Here is a 19,591-nt window from a genome sequence, read left to right as displayed (position 1 = left end):
CAAGCGCCAGCTTCGCGCCGCGGAGTCATAAGGACAAGCGAAAATAACTGCAGGGACGCTTAAGCTCAGCTGTACGATCGGGCCATGCTCGACGTCCGCCGCATGCAGGTCCTCCGCGCCGTGATCACCAGCGGGTCGATCACCGCCGCGGCCCGCAACCTCGGCTACACGCCGTCCGCGATCAGCCAGCAGTTGTCGGCCCTGGAACGCGAAGCCGGCACCGAACTGCTCGAACGCGTCGGGCGCGGCGTCCGGCCGACCGCGGCCGGCGCGCTGCTGTCCGAACACGCCGAGACGCTGAGCACCGAGCTCGCGAAGGCCGAGGCGGCGCTGACCGAGCTCAAGGAGGGCCGCATCGGCCGCGTCGCGATCCGCTACTTCGCGACGGCCGGCGCGTCCCTGGTGCCGCCCGCCATCGCCGCCGTCCGGCGCGAGCACCCCGGCGTCCGCCTCGACCTCAAGCTGGTCGAGCCGCAGGACCCGATGGCCGACGTCGAAGCGGGCGAAGCCGACGTCGCGATCACCGTCTTCCCGCGCAGGACCCCGCCCGCCAAGGGCGTCGAGCTGGTGCACCTGCTCGACGACCCCTACCGCGCCGTGCTGCCCAAGACCCACCCGCTGGCCCGCAAGCGCGTGCTCGACCTGACGGAGTTCGCGGAAGAGCCGTGGGTCGGCGTCGACGGCCTGCCCGGCGTCTGCCGCGACATCCTGGACAGCGCCTGCGCGTCCGCCGGCTTCGCGCCGAACGTCGTCGTCGAATCCGAGGACTACCAGACGGCGCAGGGGTTCGTCGCCGCCGGCATCGGCGTCGGGCTGATCCCGGAACTCGGGCTCGGCGCGCAGCACCCGGGCGTGGTCGTCCGCAAGATCCGCAACCCGGAGCCGGCGCGCGCGATCCACGCCGCCGTGGCGTCGCGCGCGTGGGGCCACCCGGCCGTCCGCACGCTGCTCGAGGCCATGCGCGCGGCGACCGCCAAGGTGGCTTAGACGAAGAACAGCTCCGAGACGAGGATGCCGACCAGCACGGCCGCCAGGATCGCGGCCACGGTGATCAGCGTCTTCTTCGACACCGGCAGCGTCCACTCGCCCTGCTGCTGCGGCGGCTGAGGAGCCGGCGGCGGCGCGTACTGCGTCGCCTGGGGTGCGTGCACCGGCGGGATCTGCTGCGTCGCGCCCTGGGCCGCGTAGCCGGGCGGCGGCGTGACCGGGATCTGCTGCTGGAACTGCGGTCCCGACGGCGGCATCGGCGGCCGGCCCACGGGCATCGTCGGCATGGCGGGCGCGGTCGGCGGGATGAACGCCGTCTCCCGGCCCTCGGTGATCGCCTTCAGCGAGCGGACCGTGTCCGCCATGGTCGGGCGCGTCGTCGGGTCCGGGCGCAGCATCTTCCGCAGCGCCTCGGTGAGCACGCCCGCGTTCTGCGGCGGACGTTCCGAGGACTGCCCGTCGTCGCCGAACGGCGGCACGCCCTCGACCGCGGTGTAGAGCGTCGAGCCGAGGGAGAAGACGTCCGCGGGCGGCGTCGGCGGCAGCCCGCGCGCCACCTCGGGCGCCACGTACGCCGCGTGCGGCCCGCCGCCGCTGATGCCGATGTCGGTGAGCTTCACGCCGCCGTCGTCGGCCAGCAGCACCGTGCCCGGCTCGAGCGTGCGGTGCACGAACCCGGCCGCGTGGATCGCGGCGAGCGCGTTGCCGAGCTGGATCCCCAGCAGCGCCGCCTGGTCGGGCGTCAGCCGGCCGTGCTCGGCGAGGAACGTCGCCATGCTGCGCGACGGGATGTACTCCATCACCAGCCAGACGTCCTGGCCGTCGGGCAGCACGTCGAACACCTTGATCGCGCACGGGTGCTCGATCCGCGCCGCGTCCTTGCCCTCCTGCATGGCGGCCGCGCGGGCCTGCTCGGCGCGCTCGCCGGTCAGCCCGACCGGCAGGTACATCCGCTTCATCGCGACGGTGCGGAACAGCCGCGTGTCGAACGCCAGCCACACGATGCCCGCGCGGCCACGGCCGATCGGCTGGTCCAGCCGGAACCGGCCGCCGACGATGGTTCCTTCAGAACTCAAGTGTTACCTCGGGTCACGGCGTGGTGGATGTGGGCGGCGCCGAGGTCGACGTAGTCGGCTTCTCGCTGGTCGACTCGGACGTCGTCGTCTCAGGCGTCGTGGTCTTCGGAGTCGTCTTCGGCTCGGTGCTCCGCGTGGTCGTCCGCCTCGACGAGGTCGTCTCCGATGCCGGAGGCGGCACTTCCGCCGTGCTGATCGGCTCCTCCGTCGTGGACGGGAGCGACTCCGACGTCGCGGCGGGCTTCGGCTTGCTGCTCGACACCGGCGCCGCCGGTGCCTCCGGGTTGTTCGGGCTCAGCAGCCAGACGGCCAGCGCGACCAGGGCCACGACCACGACGCCGCCGATGATCGCCGGGCGCTTCCAGGCGCCGGGCCGCTCGTCTTCGTCGTCGACCGGGCCGGTCGCGCGCCGCGGCGGCGGGGGCGGCTCGTCGTCGTAGTCGTCGTACGGGTCGTCCGCGTACGGGCCCTGCTCGTGCGGCGGCACCGGCACGGCGCGGGTCGCGGCCAGGCCCGGCGGCACGCCGCCGACGTACTGCTGCGGCTGGTGGTCCTCGGGGTAGCGGTCGTACCCGTCGTAGTCGTCCTCCGGGTAGCCGGAGCCCTCCGGGTAGTCGTCCTCGTCGTAGTACGGCACGGCCTGCGTCGGGGCCTGACCGCCGTCGAGGAGGCTGCCCGAGTGGCCCGCCGGGACCTCGTCGAACATCTGGGTCGCGTTCGGGTCCGCGGCGGCGGCCGCGCCGAGGGCGCCGGCCCCGAGCGCACCGGCCCCGAGGACACCCGCGGACGGCGACATCACGGTCTCGTCCGCCGGGGCGCCCAGCGGCGTCTCGCCCCGGGCGACGGCCGCGAGCAGCTCTTCGCACTCCTCGGCGGTCGGCCGGTGCTGGACGTCGGGGTGCAGCAGCACGGCCAGCACGCTGGCCAGCGGCCCGGACTGGCGCGGCGGGATGATCTGCCCGGCCGCGACCGCGTGCAGCAGGCTCAGCGTGTTCTCCGACAGCCCGAACGGCGGCTGGCCTTCACACGCCGCGTAGAGCGTCGAGCCGAGCGAGAAGACGTCCGACTCGGGCCCCGGGTCGCCGCCGATCGCGACCTCGGGGGCCAGGTAGGCGGGGGTACCGGCGATCATCCCGGTCTTGGTGACCGTGACGTCGTCCTTGGCGCGCGAGATGCCGAAGTCGGTGATCTTCACGGTGCCGTTGCCGGCCAGCAGGATGTTGCCCGGCTTGATGTCGCGGTGCACGATGCCGACCGCGTGCGCCTCGCGCAGGGCCGCCGCGACCTGGGCGCCGATGCGCGCCACCTCGGTCGGCGGCAGCGTGCGGCGTTCCTGCAGCACGGCGGCCAGGCTGGTGGAGTTGAGGTACTCCATGATCAGGCACGGCTGGCCGTTGTCGTCGGTGACGACGTCGAAGACGGAGATCGCGTTCGGGTGGTGCAGGCGAGCCGCGATCCGGCCCTCGCGCATCGTGCGCTGCCGGGCGTCTTCCTTGTCGTGCTCGTCCAGGTGCGGCTGGAGCAGGAGCTGCTTGATGGCCACGGTGCGGCCCAGGACCTCGTCGTGCGCCTGCCAGACCGCCCCCATCGCGCCCGTGCCGATCCGGCCGACGATGCGGTATCGATCGGCGACCAGGCGACCCTCGTCGCTCACGCGACCTCCCTTTGGGCTCCGACTTCACCAGGGCGTGAGGATCGGTGCCTGGTGACGCGGCCACGCGCACGCCGCTTCGCTGGAGCGTATGCACATGTCGTGGGCTGTGTGCCGGCTTCGCTGAGACCGGCCCGTGACAAGGCTAGGCGCTCACTCTGCGCACACGAATCCGGTACAGGCACTTGAACCACGGGTGAAGGGGTGATCGCCGAGGGCTACATGTACTGGGCCGAGATGAGCTCGGCCTCGGTGATCAGCCCGCCGGCGTCGGCGACCCGGAACAGCTGCGTCACGCGCACGAGGGCGCCGTCCGGCCGGTGCAGCGTGGCGACCGCGAGGATCGAGCCGTCCGGCTTGATCTGCGTGTCGGCCTCCTGGACGTCGATGGCGTCCATCGAGCTCCAGGTGCGGACCAGCTCGCCGGCCGCGCCGTCGGCCAGGGACGGGCTCAGCAGCGCCAGCGCGCCCGCCGAATCCCGCGCGATGGCGGCGTAGAAGTCCTTGACGGCCTGGATCTTCCGGGCCGCGCTGCGCGCGTCGGCCGCCGCGTCCGGCACCGCGTCCGCCGGGGCCGGCCCGGCTTGGGGCTGCGGGCTGCCGCCGCTGGACTCCTCCGCCGACGGCGCGCCGCCGGAGTGCGTGCTCGCCGTGGGCACGCTGCGCTGCTCGGGCGCGCCGCCCCCGGCCTGGTGCTGCGGGACGGCGAGGCCGCCGAGCTCCGCGGCGCCGCTGAAGCCACTGGGTGTGGCCTGGGCGGTGTCGGACACCGCCCGGTGCGCGCTGGTCAGCATCGGCGCGGCGACCACCGCGCCGGCGACGAGCGCCCCCGCGGCGACGAGCCCGGCCAGCTTGGCGCGGCGGACGAACCGGCTCTCCGGGTCACCCGCGTCGTCGTCCTGTTCCGGCTCACGGACGGGCTCCGTGCGCGGCGGCAGGAACTTCTGCGGGTCGCGGAAGACCTGCTCGAGATAGTCGCGGTCGGCGTCGCCGACGCCGTCGAGTATCTCGGCCGGGATCACGTCCTCGACGCGGACGGCGTGCGGTGCTTCACGCCGTGTTCGCTGCCGATCAAGCACGAATGTCCTCGCTCTGGGGTTCCGGGGACGGCGGCTCGGCCGTTCGGCCGGGCTTCCGTTGGTCCGGATGGCCGACTCGTGGCCGGTTCCGGATCCGCTGTCGTCAGGTAACCCTGTGCGGACGGGCATCACCAGGCTCTGTCGCCGGAATGCCGTCGCGATACGACGAGCGGCAGCTTATGTCACCCACCCGGACCAGGGATAACCGCTCAGCGCACCGCACGTGCATCGGAACGGGCGAACCGCACGTGCAGGTGCAGCTACTGACCGTCATAAGTGATCTTGTCGCCGTCCCCGAACGTCAGCGTGCGCTGTTCCATCGTCTTGGAACCGTCCGTGTGGGTGATCTCGACCGTGTTCACCGTGACACCGCGTTGCTGGTCGATGCTGACCTTCTTGACCTCGAAGTAGGCGATGCCGGCGTACCGCTCCGCGAGGGCCTGCGCGCCCTGGTCGTGCAGCTGGCCGGTGGTCACCGACGACGCCGTGGCGGGGTCCGTCGTGACGGTGTTGAAGAACTTCTCCGAGTTGTCGCCCATGGTCTGGGCGTCCGGCGGGAAGGAGTACCACCACGGCGCCTTGGCCGGGGTTTCGCGCTGGGCGGGCGTGACCGGGGGCTTCTGCGGCGCGGCGCTCGGGCTGGTCGTGGTGTCGGTCGTCCGCGGCCCGTCGGTGCTCGCCGGGGGAGGCGGGGCGACGCCGTCGACCGGGCCCGCGCCGCCGCCGCTGGTCCGCCCGGCCTCCTTGTCCGGCCGGGACGAGCTGTCGGGGCCCGCCGCGGAACCGCCCTGCCGGGAGTCGGTGGGGGGCTCGCCGGAGGGGTCGATGACGGTCGGGGCGCCCTGGTAGCCGGGCCACGCGCCCTGCACGGCGTCGTCCGCCGGCGGCTTCCCGACCAGGTACGACCCGGCGAACAGCAGCCCGACGACGACGGCACCGGAGGCACCGGTGGCGAACCAGGCCGCCTTCTTCCACGTCTTGGGCGGGGTCACGGACGCCGGCACCGAGCCGATGGTGAAGCCGCCGAGCCCGTCGATCGGGGGCGCGGCGTAGATCCGGACGTCTTCGTCCTCCTCCACGCCGCGTGCCTGCGGGGTGGCGAGCGAGACGCGGGTGCGCCGGGCCGCCTGGTCGGCGCGCGACTCCGTGGTGATCTCGGCTTCGTCTTCCAGCGGCAGGCTGCCCTGCGACGCGGGGAAGAGCGGGGCCGCGGGCCGCCGGTCGCGGGGTTGCGGCAGCGGCTGGGGGAGCGGGAGGGACCCGGAGACGGGCGGGTCGACCGGCGCCGGGCCGGCCGCGTGGTGGCGCGGGGCGCGGGCCGGGGGCAGGGGCGGCGTCCAGCCGTCCGAACCGCCGAGCCGGTGCCGCCCGGGATGCGCGGGCGCGGTGCCGCGTCCGTGGAACTCCGTGCCGTGGGTCATGTGGGCTCGACCACCCGGCGGCCCGGTCCTGACGCCGTCCGGCCGCAGGACGACCCGATCGGAGCACCATCCTCACGAGCGGCTTCGCGTTCCGAATCCTGCGCAGATGCACGCGCATGCGAGACTGGGCGCGCGGGGCCGGTGCCCCCGCGCGTCCTCCGGGCTTCGCCCGACCCAGACGCAAGGGTCCTCACGGCGTCAACCCTAGGAGCATCCGGCGTAGAAAGTCGCCCCCAAACCTGCAAGTTGCACAGGTTTCACTCGGTCGGGCGCGACCGATAGGGGGAAGCTGACGCTGCGGAGTTTCACTCAGCGCCATCACCCCAGGTCAGGGGATTCAGCCTCCGGAGCGGTAACGGTCCCGCGTGGACTGCAGGGCCTTCGTCGCCACCACACCGCTACCCGCAGCGACGATGATCGCCACCACGTCGAGCGTCGGTCCCCCGGCCGTGAGCAGCCAGGCGAACAAGGACGCCGCTGTGGTACCACCGGCGATGGCCCAGCGGCTGCGGACGTACTGCCCGACCGGGGCGCCACTGGCACCGCGCTTACCCGCCGCGTTGTTCAGCAGCGCCAGATAACCCACATGGCCCAGCGCGGCCAGCACGCTCGCGAGCGCGACGATGACGGCGATGAGGTTGACGAGCCAGTCCATGCGTCCAGTCTGCCCGCAGCCGGGCCGCCGGTGCCTCAGGGAAGACCCCGAATTCGGACAACCGTTACCGGCCGAGCCGCCCGCGGCCGAGGTTGAGCAGCGCCATGGCCAGCTGCCTGCCGTCCGGGCCGAGCTCCCGGTAGCGCGCGAGCACGTCCATCTCGCGGTTGTAGACGATGCGCGTGCCCCCCGCGGCCATCCGCGCGGCCCCGATCGTCTTGGACACCTCGACCCGGCGTTTCACCAGGCGCAGGATCTCCTTGTCCAGCCAGTCGATCTCCTCGCGGAGCGACGCGATGTCGTCCCCGGCGGGGGTGTGCTCGGCGGGCTGGCCGTCGGCGTTCGTCGCTTGTGCGTTCATCGGGACCTCTCCCTCGGTGCCCGGACCCGGCCCCTGGGACGGCGACAGCCCCGGGTCCGTGGACTCCGGGGCTGGCGTGATGGCGGTTCGGGCACTACGCGATCACGGGAGCCGGAGTCCGGGTCCCGTAAAAAAATCGCTCTGCGTGGTGCCGCATGGGTTCAGTATGGCACAGCGGTCCCGCGCGTCTCCCGGAACGAGCGCACCCGGGCATGAACGAAGACGCTGACCGCGAGCCAGAACACCGGGAACGCGGGCCAGAAGAACCCGGCGCCCAGCACCGCCCACCGGACGATGGCCACGACCGCGATCGCCACGACCACGGCGAGGTGCAGCCGCAGCGCGGGATGCCGCCGCAGCGCGGCGAAGGTGAGCGGGAACCCGGGCGCGGCCGGCGCGGGCCGCGGCAGGTCGGCGGTGAGCGCGGTCAGCTCGTCGGTGAACCGCGCGGCGTAGACGTGGGTGAGGCGCTCTTCGACCTCTTCGAGGGTGAGCCGGCCTTCGGAGCCGGCGGTCTGGACGGCGGTGGCGACGCGTTCGCGATCGGCGTCGGCGGCCCGGATGCGGGCGGTGCGGTTGTCTTCCATGTCCGCCGATGCTCCGCGCGGCGGGCCGCCGGCGCGTCGGACGCCAGGCGACACCTCGCGCTACGCCCGGCGCGGTAGCCGCGGCGGGCCCCGGAGCCGCCACCCCGGCACGCTTTGCCCGGAGCCGGACCCGCCCGGGGTAGCGTGGACGGACGATGGACACCCTCTTCGATCTCCCCGCCGAGACCCCCGCGCGCAAGCCCGCTTCCGGCGGGCAGGCCGAGCTGCTCGACGACCTGAACCCCGCCCAGCGCGAAGCCGTCACCCACGCCGGTGGCCCGCTGCTGGTGGTGGCGGGCGCGGGATCGGGCAAGACCCGGGTGCTGACCCGCCGGATCGCCTACCTGCTCGGGCAACGCCGCGTGCACCCGGGCGAAATCATGGCGATCACGTTCACCAACAAGGCGGCCGCCGAGATGCGCGAGCGCGTGGCCGCGCTCGTCGGGCGCCGCGCGAACGCCATGTGGGTGTCGACGTTCCACTCGATGTGCGTGCGGATCCTGCGCCGTGAAGCCAAAACGCTCGACATGTCGTCGAACTTCTCCATCTACGACTCGGACGACACGAAGCGGCTCATCACGCTCGTCGCGCGCGACCTCGACATCGACCCGAAGAAGTACGCGGCGCGCACGCTCGCCGTGCACATCTCGAACCTGAAGAACGAGCTCACCGACCCGGACACGGCGTCGGCCAACGCGGCCAACGACCTCGAGCGCCGCGTCGCCGAGGTCTACGTCGAGTACCAGCGGCGGCTTTCGCTGGCCAACGCGTTCGACTTCGACGACCTCATCATGCGCACGGTTTCGCTGCTGCAGGCGTTCCCGGCGGTCGCCGAGTACTACCGCCGCCGGTTCCGCCACGTGCTGGTCGACGAGTACCAGGACACGAACCACGCGCAGTACACCCTGGTCCGCGAGCTGGCCGGGACCGCGCCGAACGAGGCGGGGGTGGACCCCGCCGAGCTGGTCGTCGTCGGTGACGCGGACCAGTCGATCTACGCCTTCCGCGGCGCGACGATCCGCAACATCGAGGAGTTCGAGCGGGACTTCCCCAACGCGCACACCATCCTGCTGGAGCAGAACTACCGCTCCACGCAGACGATCCTGTCCGCGGCGAACGCCGTCATCGAGCGGAACCCGAACCGCCGCGCGAAGCGGCTGTGGACCGACTCGGGTGACGGCGAGAAGATCGTTGGCTACGTCGCAGACAACGACCACGACGAAGCCGCGTTCGTCGCGGGTGAGATCGACTCGCTGGCCGAGAAGGGCGAGGCGGACTACTCCGACGTCGCCGTCTTCTACCGCACCAACAACCAGTCCCGCGTCTTCGAAGAGATCTTCATCCGGCTCGGCCTGCCGTACAAGGTCGTCGGCGGCGTGCGGTTCTACGAGCGGCGCGAAGTCCGCGACATGATCGCGTACCTGCGCGTGCTGGCGAACCCGGAGGACACGGTCAGCCTGCGCCGCGTGCTGAACGTCCCCAAGCGCGGCATCGGCGACCGTGCCGAAGCCGTCGTGGCGACGCACGCCGAGCGCGAGCGCATTTCCTTCGCGCAGGCGCTTCGCGACGCCGTCGACGGCAAGGTGGCGCTGCTGAACCCGCGTTCGGTCAAGGCGATCGGCGGGTTCGTCGCCATGCTCGACGAGCTGGGCGCGCTGATCGCGGACGGCGCCGAGGTGCACGACGTCCTTGAAGCGGTGATGGACAAGACGGGCTACCGGATCGAACTCGAGGAGTCCGAGGACCCGCAGGACCACACGCGCGTGGAGAACCTGGACGAGCTCGTCACGGTGGCGCGCGAGTTCACCGAGATCACCGCCGAGGTCGTCGCGGACGAGAACGCCGAGCTGGTCGTGGACGAGGGTGTCCCGGCGCCGGGTTCGCTGCCGGCGTTCCTCGAGCGCGTGTCGCTGGTCGCGGACGCCGACTCGGTGCCTTCGCCCGACGGCGGCGAGGAAGGCGACGGCGGCGCGGGCGTGGTCACGCTGATGACCGTGCACACCGCGAAGGGCCTGGAGTACCCCGTGGTGTTCTGCACGGGCTGGGAGGACGGGGTCTTCCCGCACATGCGCGCGCTGGGCGACCCGACCGAGCTGGCCGAGGAACGGCGGCTCGCGTACGTCGCGATCACGCGGGCCCGGAAGCGCCTGTACGTCTCGCGCGCGATCACGCGCTCGGCCTGGGGCCAGCCGTCGATGAACCCGGCTTCGCGGTTCCTCGACGAGCTGCCGCCGGACCTCGTCGACTGGCGGCGGCTCGAGCCGTCCAGCCCCGGGTTCGGCTTCGGCGGCGGTTCGCGCGGCACCCCGCGGGCGGCCACGACGTGGGGCGGGCGCCGGTCTTCGCCTTCGCCGTCTTCGGGCACGTCGCCGTTCGGGAAGGGCTGGAAGGACACGGTGGCGCTGAAGCTGGACGTCGGCGACCGGGTCAGCCACGACAAGTACGGCCTGGGCACGGTGATCTCGTGCGACGGCGTCGGCCCCCGGGCCACGGCGACGATCGACTTCGGCGCGGCCGGCAAGGTCCGCCTGATGCTGATCGGCAGCGTCCCCATGGTGAAGCTCTAGCGCGCGTTACCCGGACGAGTGAATCCGGCGGCGATCCTCGCGATCGCCGCCGAAATCGTCGTACCCACCCGGTACAACTGACCCCGTGATCGAACAAGAGTTCGACGGAGGGGGTAGTGTGGTGTGGACGCGGTGCTGTTTCACCTGTTGGCCGAAGGGGTACAGAAATACTTGCGAGGAGTCCTGGGGACTGCGGTTCCCGATCGGGGTCGGGCGCCTTCGGGGGCCCCGGGAAATCCTTCGCGTGCGGGAGCGGAGGCGTGCCGGCTGGCCGCCGCCTGGCAAGCGCTGCTCAGGCAGCACGAGCTGGGCGCGGACGGTCACTGCGTCACTTGTGGGCACTGTGTGTCCTGCGGCCGGGGACGCCGCTGGACGACACGTCGCGCCGCGCGTGTCCGCTCCGCGGGGGGCGCCGAGGTGCAGGGTCGGCGGCTCTGGGACCGGCTGTTCTGGGACCGGCTGCCCGTGCGGCGGCGCGCGGGGCTGTGCACGGTGTGGCAGGTCGCGGTCGCGTACTTCATCCGCCGGTTGCCGGGCGGGCAGCGCTAGCCGGTTCCGGGCCCTGAGGCCGTTTCTGACGGCCTTGCGGGGGCTCAAGAAGGTCTCGGGCGCCCTGAGGGACTTCGGGCGGGCTGCGCCGGTCTGGACCATTCTTCGGCTGTTGACCAGCCACCTTTTGATCAGCCACGGCGTTCCCTTGCGGGCTGCCGTTCTTCGCGCGGCCGAGGGACGTCGTCGGCCCTCAGCGGCGGATCATGGCGCTGCAGCCGGATTGTTCGAACGCGGCGTCTTCGCGGACGAAGATCGCAATGGGGTGAACGGATCAGATGACGATGCCGCGCGCGGCCAGCCAGGGCCGGGGGTCGATCTTCTTGGTGCCGTTCTGCCACACCTCGAAGTGCAGGTGCGGGCCGGTGCTCTGACCGCGGTTGCCGATCTCGGCGATCTGCTGGCCGCACTTGACCTTCTGCCCCTCCTTGACGGAGAAGCTGTTCATGTGGCCGTAGACCTGGATCGTGCCGTCGTCGAGCTGGACGCGCACCCAGAGGCCGAAGCCGCTGGCCGGGCCGGCCTCGATCACGGTGCCGTCGGAGGCGGCGTAGATCGGGGTGCCGATCGCGTTGGCGATGTCGATGCCGAGGTGGCTCGTGCCCCACCGGGCACCGAAGCCCGAGGTGAAGGTCCCGTGGGCCGGGAGGCAGGTCTTGGGGCGAGCGGCGTCTTCGGCGGCCTTCTTGGCGGCGTCGGCTTCGCGCTGCTCACGGGCCTGCGTGATGGAGGCGCTGTCAGCGATCTTCGCGGCCTCGGCGGAGGCGTCGACGGCGTGCCCGGTCGGCAGGAGCTCGGGGGCACCCCCGGAGCCCGCACCTCCCGCGGTCAGGGAAGCGCTGGCGTCCTGGCTGTTGGCCAGCGGCGTCACGGCGGCGTCGGAATCGGTGACGGTCTTGAGGGTCTGTCCCGCAGCTGCGGCGGCGAACGCACCGGCCGCCACGGCGGCGACCACGACACGGCCACGAAGGGCCGAGGAGGGCGGGGCGATGCGGTGCGCACCCCGGACACGGACGACCGCACCTTCGAGTGCGTCCTTCAGTGCCGGGGAAGGAGCTTGGCCGCCGGGGGAGCGGTGTGAAGCCAAGACAGAGCCTTCCATCGTCGGGGAGCCGGGTCTGAGGACTGCGGGCGGGGGAACCCGGTGAGCCAACCTCGGGGGTGGTTCGCTCGTCGTCCTGCTTCGTGACCTGACTGTAATGGGGACCGGGGGACAGTAACGAAGGGGCACCGCTGTAAGCAAGATCTGCCCCGCGCGTCGGCCGATCGGGTGGCATCGATCAGGCGCCCACCTGTGGGAATTACCCAAAGTTAGAAGGGGTTTACAACGATCGTTGTGACTTGGCTTACAGCTCTTGTGCTCGGTGCGAAACCACCTATGGGCAGTGGTGGCGGAAAGGGGCGGAATAAGGGTTTGCCTGCGGATGTTCGAGCACTTTCGACGTCTCGCGCCCGCGTCCCGCCCTCTCGCGACGGCGACGGCGACTGTCGAGCCGCGACGCGAGCCGACCGTTCAACGACGGAGTTTGACCGCTCGCCGACTCGGGTACGGAAGCGGTCGTCAGTAGTCCGTTTTGTCGCTTTTCGCGGCCTCTCGGCCGAACCCGCCCGCCCGTGACGGCGTGACTCGCGCACCTGGGTAACGCCCCGGCGACCACTGGCCACCCGCGCGGGCCCGGCAGCGCCTTGCTCGGCCCGCTGCCCTCCGTCCGGCCCGGCCTCTGCCGCCGCTTGACGCCCCGCCACCCCGCGGGCGTCTCCCTCGACCCTCGGGCTTGCTAGCGTCGCTGCCAATGCCCCCACGATCTGAGCCTCCCGGCACCGCGCCCGGATCCCCGGCCACTCCGGACGAGCACGATCCCGCCTCCCGGCCGCCCTCCGGTGAGCGAAAGCGCGCGCAGCCGGACACCCGCAGCGAGCCGCTCACCTGGGCCGAAGACGACCGCCGGCCCACGGTCGCGCTCGGGCTCGCCGGGCTCGGGGCCGTTGCTCTCTCCGCCGCGGCCTTCGTTCGCGTCTCGCCCGCCGCCGGTCCCGGCTTTGCCGGCTGGCCGTGGCTGGTCCTGCTTGCGCTCGCCCCCGTCGTCGCCGCCGTCTGGGTCTCCGCCGCCGGGAAGCCCGGGCTCGGGGCCGGGATCGTCCTCGGGCTCGCCGCGCTCGCTCCCGGGCGGCTGGTCCTCGACCTGCAGTTCGCCGTCAACGGGCCGCTCACCATCCGGCCCGAGCTCTACCTGCCCGACCACTTCGTCGGCGGCTCGGCCGTGGGGGCCGGGTTCTGGCTGCTCGTCGCCGGGCACGTCCTCACCGGGGCCGCCGGCGTCGCCGCCTGGCGCGCGAGCCGGAAAGACGACGAACCCGAACGTCGGCGGTGGCGCCTGTTCGTCCCGCTGCTCGCGGTGACCGCGTCCGTCGGGCTGCTGACCGAGCCCGTCGACTCCGCCAACGGCTTCCTCCTCGCCCGCGCGGCCTTCGAAGGGCCCTGGCTCGCGCTCGGCGGCTACCTGCTGCTCGCCGCCGCGCTGCCGCTGACCGCCGTCGTCGCGCTCGCCGCGCCGTCCGAGCGCACGGCCCGGGGTGCGCTTCTCGGGCTGACCGCCGGGACCTTCGCCGTCGCCGTGCCGCCCGTGCTGGCCGCCCTCTTCCGGGCCGACCTCGACGTCACCTGGGGGCCGCTCCTCGCGCTCGGCGCGACGCTCGTCATCGCCGGCCTCGCCTTCACGCCCCTGGCCGAAGCCCCCGAGAAGCCCGAAGGCGACCTCGCCGGCAGCGCGAAGCTGCCCGGGCTCTTCTGGTGGCGGCTGACGACCGGCGTGCTCGGCCTCGCCACCGCCGTCGCCGCCCTGGTCGGGACCTTCGCGCCGCAGGTCGCCGTCAGCGCGCTGAACCCGGGTGCCGCCGCGCCGGTCAGCGCCGCCGCCGAAAGTCCCGCGCGGTGGTTCCTGCTCGTCGCCGCGCTCGTGGTCGCCGTCCCGTCCCTTGGCACGCTCGTCCCGAAGACGGCGCCGGGCGCGCGGTCCGTGCTCGGGCTCGCCTGGGCCGGGATCGTGCTGGCCGGGACGGCCGTCCTGAACACCGCGCTGACGGCCACCCAGGCCGGCAACCTCGCCGGGTTCGGCGGCGCGAACCTCGGCGGCACCTCGGGCGCCACCCCGGCCTTCACCTACGACCTCGGCGCCGGCGCGGCCTGGACGTTCGCCGCGCTGGTGCTCGCCGCGCTGACCGGGCTCGCCGCCGTCGGGACCGGCGTCGTCGAACGCGAAGACGCCGGGGACGGCGCCGCGCCGGACAAGAACGTGCTCACCCCCGTCGTCGCCGGCGCGGTGCTGGCCGTCGCCGCGTTCGGGCTGCCCGTCTTCAGCGTTCCCGGCTACGTCGCGCCCGGGCTCTGGTCGGACTTCGACACGCCTTCGTGGGGGCTGCTGACCGCTGCCGTGGTGGTCGTCGGCGCCGCTCTGCTGGCGCTGAGGTCCCGGCCGAAGCCGGCCGCGGCCCTGCTGACGGGCGCCGCCCTGCTCGTCGCGTTGCACGCCGCGGAGCTGCCGCTCGTCGGTGGCGCGCTCGGCGGCGCGAGCCCGTCGACCGGGTTCTGGGTCGCACTGGCCGCCGTGGTCGCGCTGCTCGTCGCGGCGGGACTCTCGGCCGCGGGCGGACGCCGTGCCTCGTGACCGCCTCCGGGTGCTGCTCGTCGAGTTCACCCGGCCCGACCCGGCCGCCGTCGCGCTGGGCCGCGTCCTGCGCGACGAAGGTATGGAGGTCGTCCATGCCGGCCGGGTGGACACCGTCGAGCAGATCGTCCGCACCGCCGAGCAGGAGGACCCGGACGCCGTCGGCGTGCTCGGCGACGAACCGCCGCCGGAGCTCGCCGGGGCGTTGAACGGCGTTCGCGTGTTCACCGCCGCGGACCCCGGAGAAGTCGTGGAATCGTTGGCCGGTGGGCGGTCTCACACCGCGGGAACACCGCCTGACCGCGTACGGTGACCGACTTCACCAGGTGCGGAGTCCCCTGCGTCTGCGCAGGTCGCTAACCTCGACTGGTCCGACAGCGCGGTCCGGTAACACGGACCACCACAGTGGCGTGTCGTCAGGAGACTGGAGTAGTGGACCTCTACGAGTACCAGGCGAGGGATCTCTTCGCCGCCCACGGAGTACCGGTTCTGCCGGGCTCGGTGGCTAGCACCCCCGAAGAAGCCAAGACCGCCGCGGAGCAGATCGGCAACCAGGTCGTCGTCAAGGCGCAGGTGAAGGTCGGCGGCCGCGGGAAGGCGGGCGGCGTCAAGCTGGCCCAGACGCCCGACGAGGCGAAGGAGAAGGCGGAAGCCATCCTCGGCCTCGACATCAAGGGCCACATCACGCGTCGCGTGCTGGTGGCCGAAGCCTCGGACATCGCGTCCGAGTACTACTTCTCCTTCCTGCTGGACCGCGCGAACCGCACGTTCCTGGCGATGGCGTCCTCCGAGGGCGGCATGGAGATCGAGCAGCTCGCGGTCGAGCGCCCCGACGCGCTCGCGAAGATCCCGGTCGACGCGATCGCCGGGGTCGACAAGGCGAAGGCGCTCGAGATCCTGAAGGCCGGCAACTTCCCGGCCGAGATCATCGACGAGGCCGCCGACGTCGTCGTGAAGCTCTGGGAGACCTTCGTCTCCGAGGACGCCACCCTCGTCGAGGTCAACCCGCTGGTCCGCGACCCGCAGGACAAGATCATCGCCCTCGACGGCAAGGTCACCCTCGACGAGAACGCCTCCTTCCGCCAGCCGGGCCACGAGGCCCTGGTGGACAAGGACGCGGAGAACCCGCTCGAGGCGAAGGCCAAGGCCAAGAACCTCAACTACGTCAAGCTCGACGGCGAGGTCGGCATCATCGGCAACGGCGCCGGGCTCGTCATGTCCACTTTGGACGTCGTGGCGTACGCGGGCGAGAAGCACGGCGGCGTGAAGCCGGCGAACTTCCTCGACATCGGCGGCGGCGCGTCGGCCGAGGTCATGGCGGCCGGGCTGGACGTCATCCTCAACGACACCGACGTGAAGAGCGTCTTCGTCAACGTCTTCGGCGGCATCACCGCCTGCGACGCGGTGGCGAACGGCATCGTCGAGGCCCTGAAGATCCTGGGCGACGAGGCTGCCAAGCCGCTGGTCGTCCGCCTGGACGGCAACAACGTCGTCGAGGGTCGCCAGATCCTGGCCGACGCGAACCACCCGCTGGTCACCGTGGTGGACACAATGGACAACGCGGCCGACAAGGCTGCCGAGCTCGCCGCGGCAGGTGCGTGAGATGTCGATCTTCCTCAACGAGAACAGCAAGGTCATCGTCCAGGGGCTCACCGGCTCCGAGGGCATGAAGCACGCGACCAAGATGCTGAAGTCCGGCACGAACATCGTGGGCGGCGTCAACGCCCGCAAGGCCGGCCAGACGGTCACCATCGAGGGCAAGGACCTCACCGTGTTCGGCACGGTCGAGGAGGCCATCAAGGAGACCGGCGCCGACGTGTCGGTCATCTTCGTGCCGCCGAAGTTCGCCAAGGACGCGGTCGTCGAGGCGATCGACGCCGAGATCCCGCTGGCCGTCGTGATCACCGAGGGCATCCCGGTGCACGACTCGGCCTACTTCTGGGCGCACGCGGTCGCGAAGGGCAACAAGACCCGGATCATCGGGCCGAACTGCCCCGGCGTGATCAGCCCCGGCAAGTCGAACGCCGGCATCATCCCGGCCGACATCTCCGGCCCGGGCCAGATCGGCCTCGTGTCGAAGTCCGGCACGCTGACCTACCAGATGATGTACGAGCTGCGGGACATCGGCTTCTCCACCGCGGTCGGCATCGGCGGTGACCCCATCATCGGCACCACGCACATCGACGCCCTCGAGGCGTTCGAGGCGGACCCCGAGACCAAGGTCATCGTGATGATCGGCGAGATCGGTGGCGACGCCGAAGAGCGCGCCGCGGCCTACATCAAGGAGAACGTGACGAAGCCGGTCGTCGGTTACGTCGCGGGCTTCACCGCGCCCGAGGGCAAGACCATGGGCCACGCGGGCGCCATCGTGTCGGGTTCCTCCGGCACGGCCGCCGCGAAGAAGGAGGCCCTCGAGGCCGCCGGCGTCAAGGTCGGCAAGACCCCGAGCGAGACCGCCGTCCTCGCACGTGAGCTGTACAACAGCCTCGGCTGAATTCGACGCATTGCTCCTGGTGAGGCCGGGCACCGACCGCGGTGCCCGGCCTCACCGCGTTTGGGGACGAAACCTCTCGAGGTATTCACGCGTCTGTTGGGTCGGCGGCCGCGTAGTGCGCTAGCGTTCTGCGCACACAAGCCGCCTCGTCTTCCCCCGGGTGTCTTCGTACCCCGGAGTGCCGGTCGAACCGACAGGAGTGCATCCGATGACCTTCCCCAGCGGTGGGCCTGGCTACCCCCAGCAGGGTGGCGGCCAGCAGCCCCCCGGACCGCCGTCCAGTGGCTTCCCGGCGCAGCAGCCGCCGCACTCGCACCAGGCGCCGTCGCCCGGCGGAGCCGCGGGCCTGCCCCAGAACCTGCCGCTGCTGCTCGCGCTGGTGGTCGCGGTCTTCGGTCTGGTCGAGTACTTCCTGGGTTTCGCCGAAACCGGTGACGTCGGTCTCGGCGGCACGTTCCTGCTCGGCGGCGGCCTGCTCGCCGGGCTGCACGCGCTGCCGAAGGGCCCGAAGACGCTGCCGTTCGCGGCGCTGTTCAGCGTCCTCGGCGCGCTCGAGGTCCTGCAGACGCTGGTCGGGATGCAGACGTCGCCGGGCGTCGTCACCGTCATCCTGATCCTGGGGATCCTGCAGATGATCGTCGCGGTCGGCGCGTTGCTGCTCGAGTACGACGTGATCAAGCCGCCGGCGCCGAAGCCCGCCGCGCCGCAGTACGGCCAGTACGGCCAGCCCGGTCAGCAGCAGTACGGCCAGCCCGGCCAGGGCTACCCGCAGGGGACGCAGGTCCAGCCGGGGCCGGTGGCGTCCACCGGTGAGCCGTCGGCGCCGTTCTCGCAGCCGGGCCAGTACGGCTCGCCGAACCCGCCGTCGACCACGCCGCCGCCGGGGCAGCAGGCCACGACCTACGCCCCCCAGCAGGGCCAGTTCTTCCAGCAGCCGCCGCCGGAGAACCCCGGCACGCCGCCGGGCGGGTTCGGCAAGTCGAACTGACGTTGGTCCTGGAAACACCCGCTGTGACGCCCGGTCACAGCGGGTGTTTCTTGTATGCGGCCAGGACTTCGTCCAACGGCCCGGCGAAGTGGATCCGGCCCTCGTCCAGCCAGAGCGCGCTCGTGCACAGCTCCCGCAGCAGCTCGTCGGAGTGGTTGGCGAACACCAGGACGCCGGCGCGGCGGGCGAGGTCCACCAGCCGGTCGCGGGCCTTGGCCATGAACGCCGCGTCGACGGCGCCGAGGCCTTCGTCGAGGATGAGGATTTCGGGGTCCATGGTGGTCACCACGCCGAGCGCGAGCCGCACCCGCATCCCCGCGGAGTAGGTGCGCAACGGCAGTTGCAGGTAGTCGCCGAGCTCGGTGAACTCCGCGATGTCGTCGACGCGCTTCGCCAGCTGCCGGCGGCTCATGCCGAGGAACAGGCCGCGGATCATGATGTTGTCGTGGCCCGAGACTTCGGGGTCCAGGCCCACGCCGAGGTCGAACACCGGCGCGATCCGGCCGACGACGCGCGTGCTGCCGCGGGTCGGTTCGTAGATGCCGGACAGCAGCCGCAGGAGCGTCGACTTCCCGGCGCCGTTGTGCCCGACCAGGCCGACCCGGTCGCCTTCGCCCAGCGTCAGGGTGATGTCCCGCAGGGCCTCGATGACCGGCACTTTCGCGTCGGCGCCGATGGGCCCGCCCGCCTTGCCGAACACCTGTTTCTTCAGCGACCGGGTCCTGGCGTCGAAGACCGGGAAATCGACGCAGGCGTCCCGCACCTCGATGCTCACCATGGTGCCCCCTCGGTTGGTATGCGAATGCACGTTATCATTCGCATTCAGGTGAGGGGAGGTAACGTGCGGCCGGTGAGTGAGCAGTCCGCCGAGCCGGCCTTCCGCCCGCCGCAGCAGGCGCGCAGCCGGGAGTCCCTGCGGAAGGTGCTGGCCGCCGCCGAGCACGTGCTGGCCGGACAGGGCCTCGACGAGTTCACGGTCGCGGCGGTCGCCGAGCAGGCCGGCCTGTCGGTCGGCGCGATCTACCGCCGGTTCGCCGGCAAGGAGCAGCTGCTCTACGCCGTGAAGGACGAGCTGCTCGGCCAGCTGGAGGCCGCCGTGGGCGAAGCGCTTCGCGCACCCGGGCCCGGGCTGAGCGGGATCGTCGGCGCGTTCGTCCAGGCCATGGCCCGCACGTTCGCGCGGCACGACCGGATCTTCCCCGAGCTGCTCGACGCGCAGCGGGCCGAAGGCCGCGACCGTGGCCTCGAGGCGCTGGCCACGATCCTGGACGCCTTCGTCGAAGCCGTCCGGACCGGCCTCGGCGAAGACCACGCGGCGGCCGTCCGGATGGCCGGCCGGACCATCATCGGCTCGTGCGTGCACCGGGCCGCCAGCGGCCGGTACTGGCCCGACGACCTGACCTGGGACGCGTGGGCCGCCGAGACGACCGCGCTGGTCCTGGCCTACTTGGCGGGGCCACTCGACCGGGTGGGTTAGCTTCCCCACGTCGCCGCGCGGCGGCGTGGCTCAC

18 protein-coding genes are annotated in these 19,591 nt (G+C 72.2%); 9 read left to right on the top strand and 9 right to left on the bottom strand.

Features of this window, described 5'->3' with window-relative positions; genetic code table 11:
• Nucleotides 1-84: 84 nt before the first annotated feature.
• On the top strand, nt 85-987 hold the full coding sequence (locus tag ACWEN0_RS24975; protein ID WP_451977978.1) for a LysR family transcriptional regulator: 903 nt from the start codon (nt 85-87) through the stop codon (nt 985-987).
• Here the strand turns inward: ACWEN0_RS24975 and ACWEN0_RS24970 are convergent.
• The 7 genes from ACWEN0_RS24970 to ACWEN0_RS24940 all read right to left on the bottom strand — a co-directional run bounded on the left by ACWEN0_RS24970 (nt 984) and on the right by ACWEN0_RS24940 (nt 7,817).
• Nucleotides 984-2,063 carry a serine/threonine-protein kinase gene (locus tag ACWEN0_RS24970; RefSeq protein WP_451977976.1) on the bottom strand — a complete coding sequence of 360 codons (1,080 nt, stop codon included), beginning with the start codon at nt 2,061-2,063 and terminating at the stop codon, nt 984-986. The genes ACWEN0_RS24975 and ACWEN0_RS24970 overlap by 4 nt on opposite strands.
• A gap of 13 nt (nt 2,064-2,076) precedes the next feature.
• Nucleotides 2,077-3,717, bottom strand: a complete 1,641-nt coding sequence (locus ACWEN0_RS24965; protein WP_451977973.1) for a serine/threonine-protein kinase — start codon at nt 3,715-3,717, stop codon at nt 2,077-2,079.
• Nucleotides 3,718-3,932: 215 nt separating this feature from the next.
• Nucleotides 3,933-4,793, bottom strand: coding sequence for a hypothetical protein (locus tag ACWEN0_RS24960; RefSeq protein WP_451977970.1), 861 nt, complete (start codon nt 4,791-4,793; stop codon nt 3,933-3,935).
• Nucleotides 4,794-5,053: 260 nt separating this feature from the next.
• On the bottom strand, nt 5,054-6,214 hold the full coding sequence (locus ACWEN0_RS24955; protein ID WP_451977967.1) for a hypothetical protein: 1,161 nt from the start codon (nt 6,212-6,214) through the stop codon (nt 5,054-5,056).
• A 337-nt stretch (nt 6,215-6,551) separates the two neighbouring features.
• Nucleotides 6,552-6,869, bottom strand: coding sequence for a hypothetical protein (locus tag ACWEN0_RS24950; protein ID WP_451977964.1), 318 nt, complete (start codon nt 6,867-6,869; stop codon nt 6,552-6,554).
• Nucleotides 6,870-6,933: 64 nt separating this feature from the next.
• On the bottom strand, nt 6,934-7,230 hold the full coding sequence (locus ACWEN0_RS24945; protein WP_451977960.1) for a chorismate mutase: 297 nt from the start codon (nt 7,228-7,230) through the stop codon (nt 6,934-6,936).
• A gap of 161 nt (nt 7,231-7,391) precedes the next feature.
• Complete coding sequence (locus ACWEN0_RS24940; protein WP_451977958.1) at nt 7,392-7,817, bottom strand: DUF1707 SHOCT-like domain-containing protein; 426 nt, start codon at nt 7,815-7,817, stop codon at nt 7,392-7,394.
• A gap of 155 nt (nt 7,818-7,972) precedes the next feature.
• Between ACWEN0_RS24940 and pcrA the strand changes: the two genes are divergently transcribed.
• Entirely contained in the window at nt 7,973-10,384 is a 2,412-nt protein-coding gene (gene pcrA, locus ACWEN0_RS24935) for a DNA helicase PcrA (protein ID WP_451977955.1), read from the top strand.
• Nucleotides 10,385-10,801: 417 nt separating this feature from the next.
• Entirely contained in the window at nt 10,802-10,933 is a 132-nt protein-coding gene (locus ACWEN0_RS24930; RefSeq protein ID WP_451977952.1) for a hypothetical protein, read from the top strand.
• Nucleotides 10,934-11,207: 274 nt separating this feature from the next.
• Here the strand turns inward: ACWEN0_RS24930 and ACWEN0_RS24925 are convergent, their stop codons facing one another.
• A complete protein-coding gene (locus tag ACWEN0_RS24925) occupies nt 11,208-11,888 on the bottom strand; it encodes a M23 family metallopeptidase (protein WP_451977949.1) in 681 nt (226 codons plus the stop codon).
• Between the two features lie 838 nt (nt 11,889-12,726).
• Between ACWEN0_RS24925 and ACWEN0_RS24920 the strand changes: the two genes are divergently transcribed.
• From ACWEN0_RS24920 to ACWEN0_RS24900, 5 genes are all read left to right on the top strand, one after another.
• On the top strand, nt 12,727-14,598 hold the full coding sequence (locus tag ACWEN0_RS24920; protein ID WP_451977946.1) for a hypothetical protein: 1,872 nt from the start codon (nt 12,727-12,729) through the stop codon (nt 14,596-14,598).
• Entirely contained in the window at nt 14,588-14,911 is a 324-nt protein-coding gene (locus ACWEN0_RS24915; protein WP_451977943.1) for a hypothetical protein, read from the top strand. Before ACWEN0_RS24920 ends, ACWEN0_RS24915 begins: the two co-directional genes overlap by 11 nt.
• Nucleotides 14,912-15,030: 119 nt before the next feature.
• Nucleotides 15,031-16,200, top strand: coding sequence for an ADP-forming succinate--CoA ligase subunit beta (gene sucC / locus ACWEN0_RS24910; RefSeq protein ID WP_451977941.1), 1,170 nt, complete (start codon nt 15,031-15,033; stop codon nt 16,198-16,200).
• A 1-nt stretch (nt 16,201) separates the two neighbouring features.
• Complete coding sequence (gene sucD / locus ACWEN0_RS24905) at nt 16,202-17,092, top strand: succinate--CoA ligase subunit alpha (RefSeq protein ID WP_451977938.1); 891 nt, start codon at nt 16,202-16,204, stop codon at nt 17,090-17,092.
• A gap of 208 nt (nt 17,093-17,300) precedes the next feature.
• Nucleotides 17,301-18,080, top strand: coding sequence for a DUF5336 domain-containing protein (locus ACWEN0_RS24900; protein WP_451977936.1), 780 nt, complete (start codon nt 17,301-17,303; stop codon nt 18,078-18,080).
• A gap of 34 nt (nt 18,081-18,114) precedes the next feature.
• Here ACWEN0_RS24900 and wzt read toward each other — a convergent pair whose 3' ends face one another.
• On the bottom strand, nt 18,115-18,858 hold the full coding sequence (gene wzt / locus ACWEN0_RS24895; protein WP_451977933.1) for a galactan export ABC transporter ATP-binding subunit Wzt/RfbE: 744 nt from the start codon (nt 18,856-18,858) through the stop codon (nt 18,115-18,117).
• A gap of 72 nt (nt 18,859-18,930) precedes the next feature.
• On the opposite strand from wzt, the gene ACWEN0_RS24890 reads away from it, so the two are divergent.
• Entirely contained in the window at nt 18,931-19,557 is a 627-nt protein-coding gene (locus tag ACWEN0_RS24890; protein WP_451977930.1) for a TetR/AcrR family transcriptional regulator, read from the top strand.
• Nucleotides 19,558-19,591: the final 34 nt, after the last annotated feature.

The sequence above is a fragment of the Amycolatopsis sp. NPDC004378 genome, from assembly GCF_053602455.1.
The sequence above is the reverse complement of the archived record's forward strand: the minus strand, read 5'-3'. Positions and strand labels throughout refer to the sequence as shown.

What these genes read in the sequence shown, in the direction of transcription:
- ACWEN0_RS24950 (WP_451977964.1), bottom strand. Translation starts at nt 6,869, where the DNA reads ATGGACTGGCTCGTCAACCTCATCGCCGTCATCGTCGCGCTCGCGAGC.
- ACWEN0_RS24955 (WP_451977967.1), bottom strand. Translation starts at nt 6,214, where the DNA reads ATGACCCACGGCACGGAGTTCCACGGACGCGGCACCGCGCCCGCGCAT.
- ACWEN0_RS24900 (WP_451977936.1), top strand. Translation starts at nt 17,301, where the DNA reads ATGACCTTCCCCAGCGGTGGGCCTGGCTACCCCCAGCAGGGTGGCGGC.
- ACWEN0_RS24945 (WP_451977960.1), bottom strand. Translation starts at nt 7,230, where the DNA reads ATGAACGCACAAGCGACGAACGCCGACGGCCAGCCCGCCGAGCACACC.
- ACWEN0_RS24975 (WP_451977978.1), top strand. Translation starts at nt 85, where the DNA reads ATGCTCGACGTCCGCCGCATGCAGGTCCTCCGCGCCGTGATCACCAGC.
- ACWEN0_RS24940 (WP_451977958.1), bottom strand. Translation starts at nt 7,817, where the DNA reads ATGGAAGACAACCGCACCGCCCGCATCCGGGCCGCCGACGCCGATCGC.
- pcrA (WP_451977955.1), top strand. Translation starts at nt 7,973, where the DNA reads ATGGACACCCTCTTCGATCTCCCCGCCGAGACCCCCGCGCGCAAGCCC.
- wzt (WP_451977933.1), bottom strand. Translation starts at nt 18,858, where the DNA reads ATGGTGAGCATCGAGGTGCGGGACGCCTGCGTCGATTTCCCGGTCTTC.
- sucD (WP_451977938.1), top strand. Translation starts at nt 16,202, where the DNA reads ATGTCGATCTTCCTCAACGAGAACAGCAAGGTCATCGTCCAGGGGCTC.
- ACWEN0_RS24920 (WP_451977946.1), top strand. Translation starts at nt 12,727, where the DNA reads ATGCCCCCACGATCTGAGCCTCCCGGCACCGCGCCCGGATCCCCGGCC.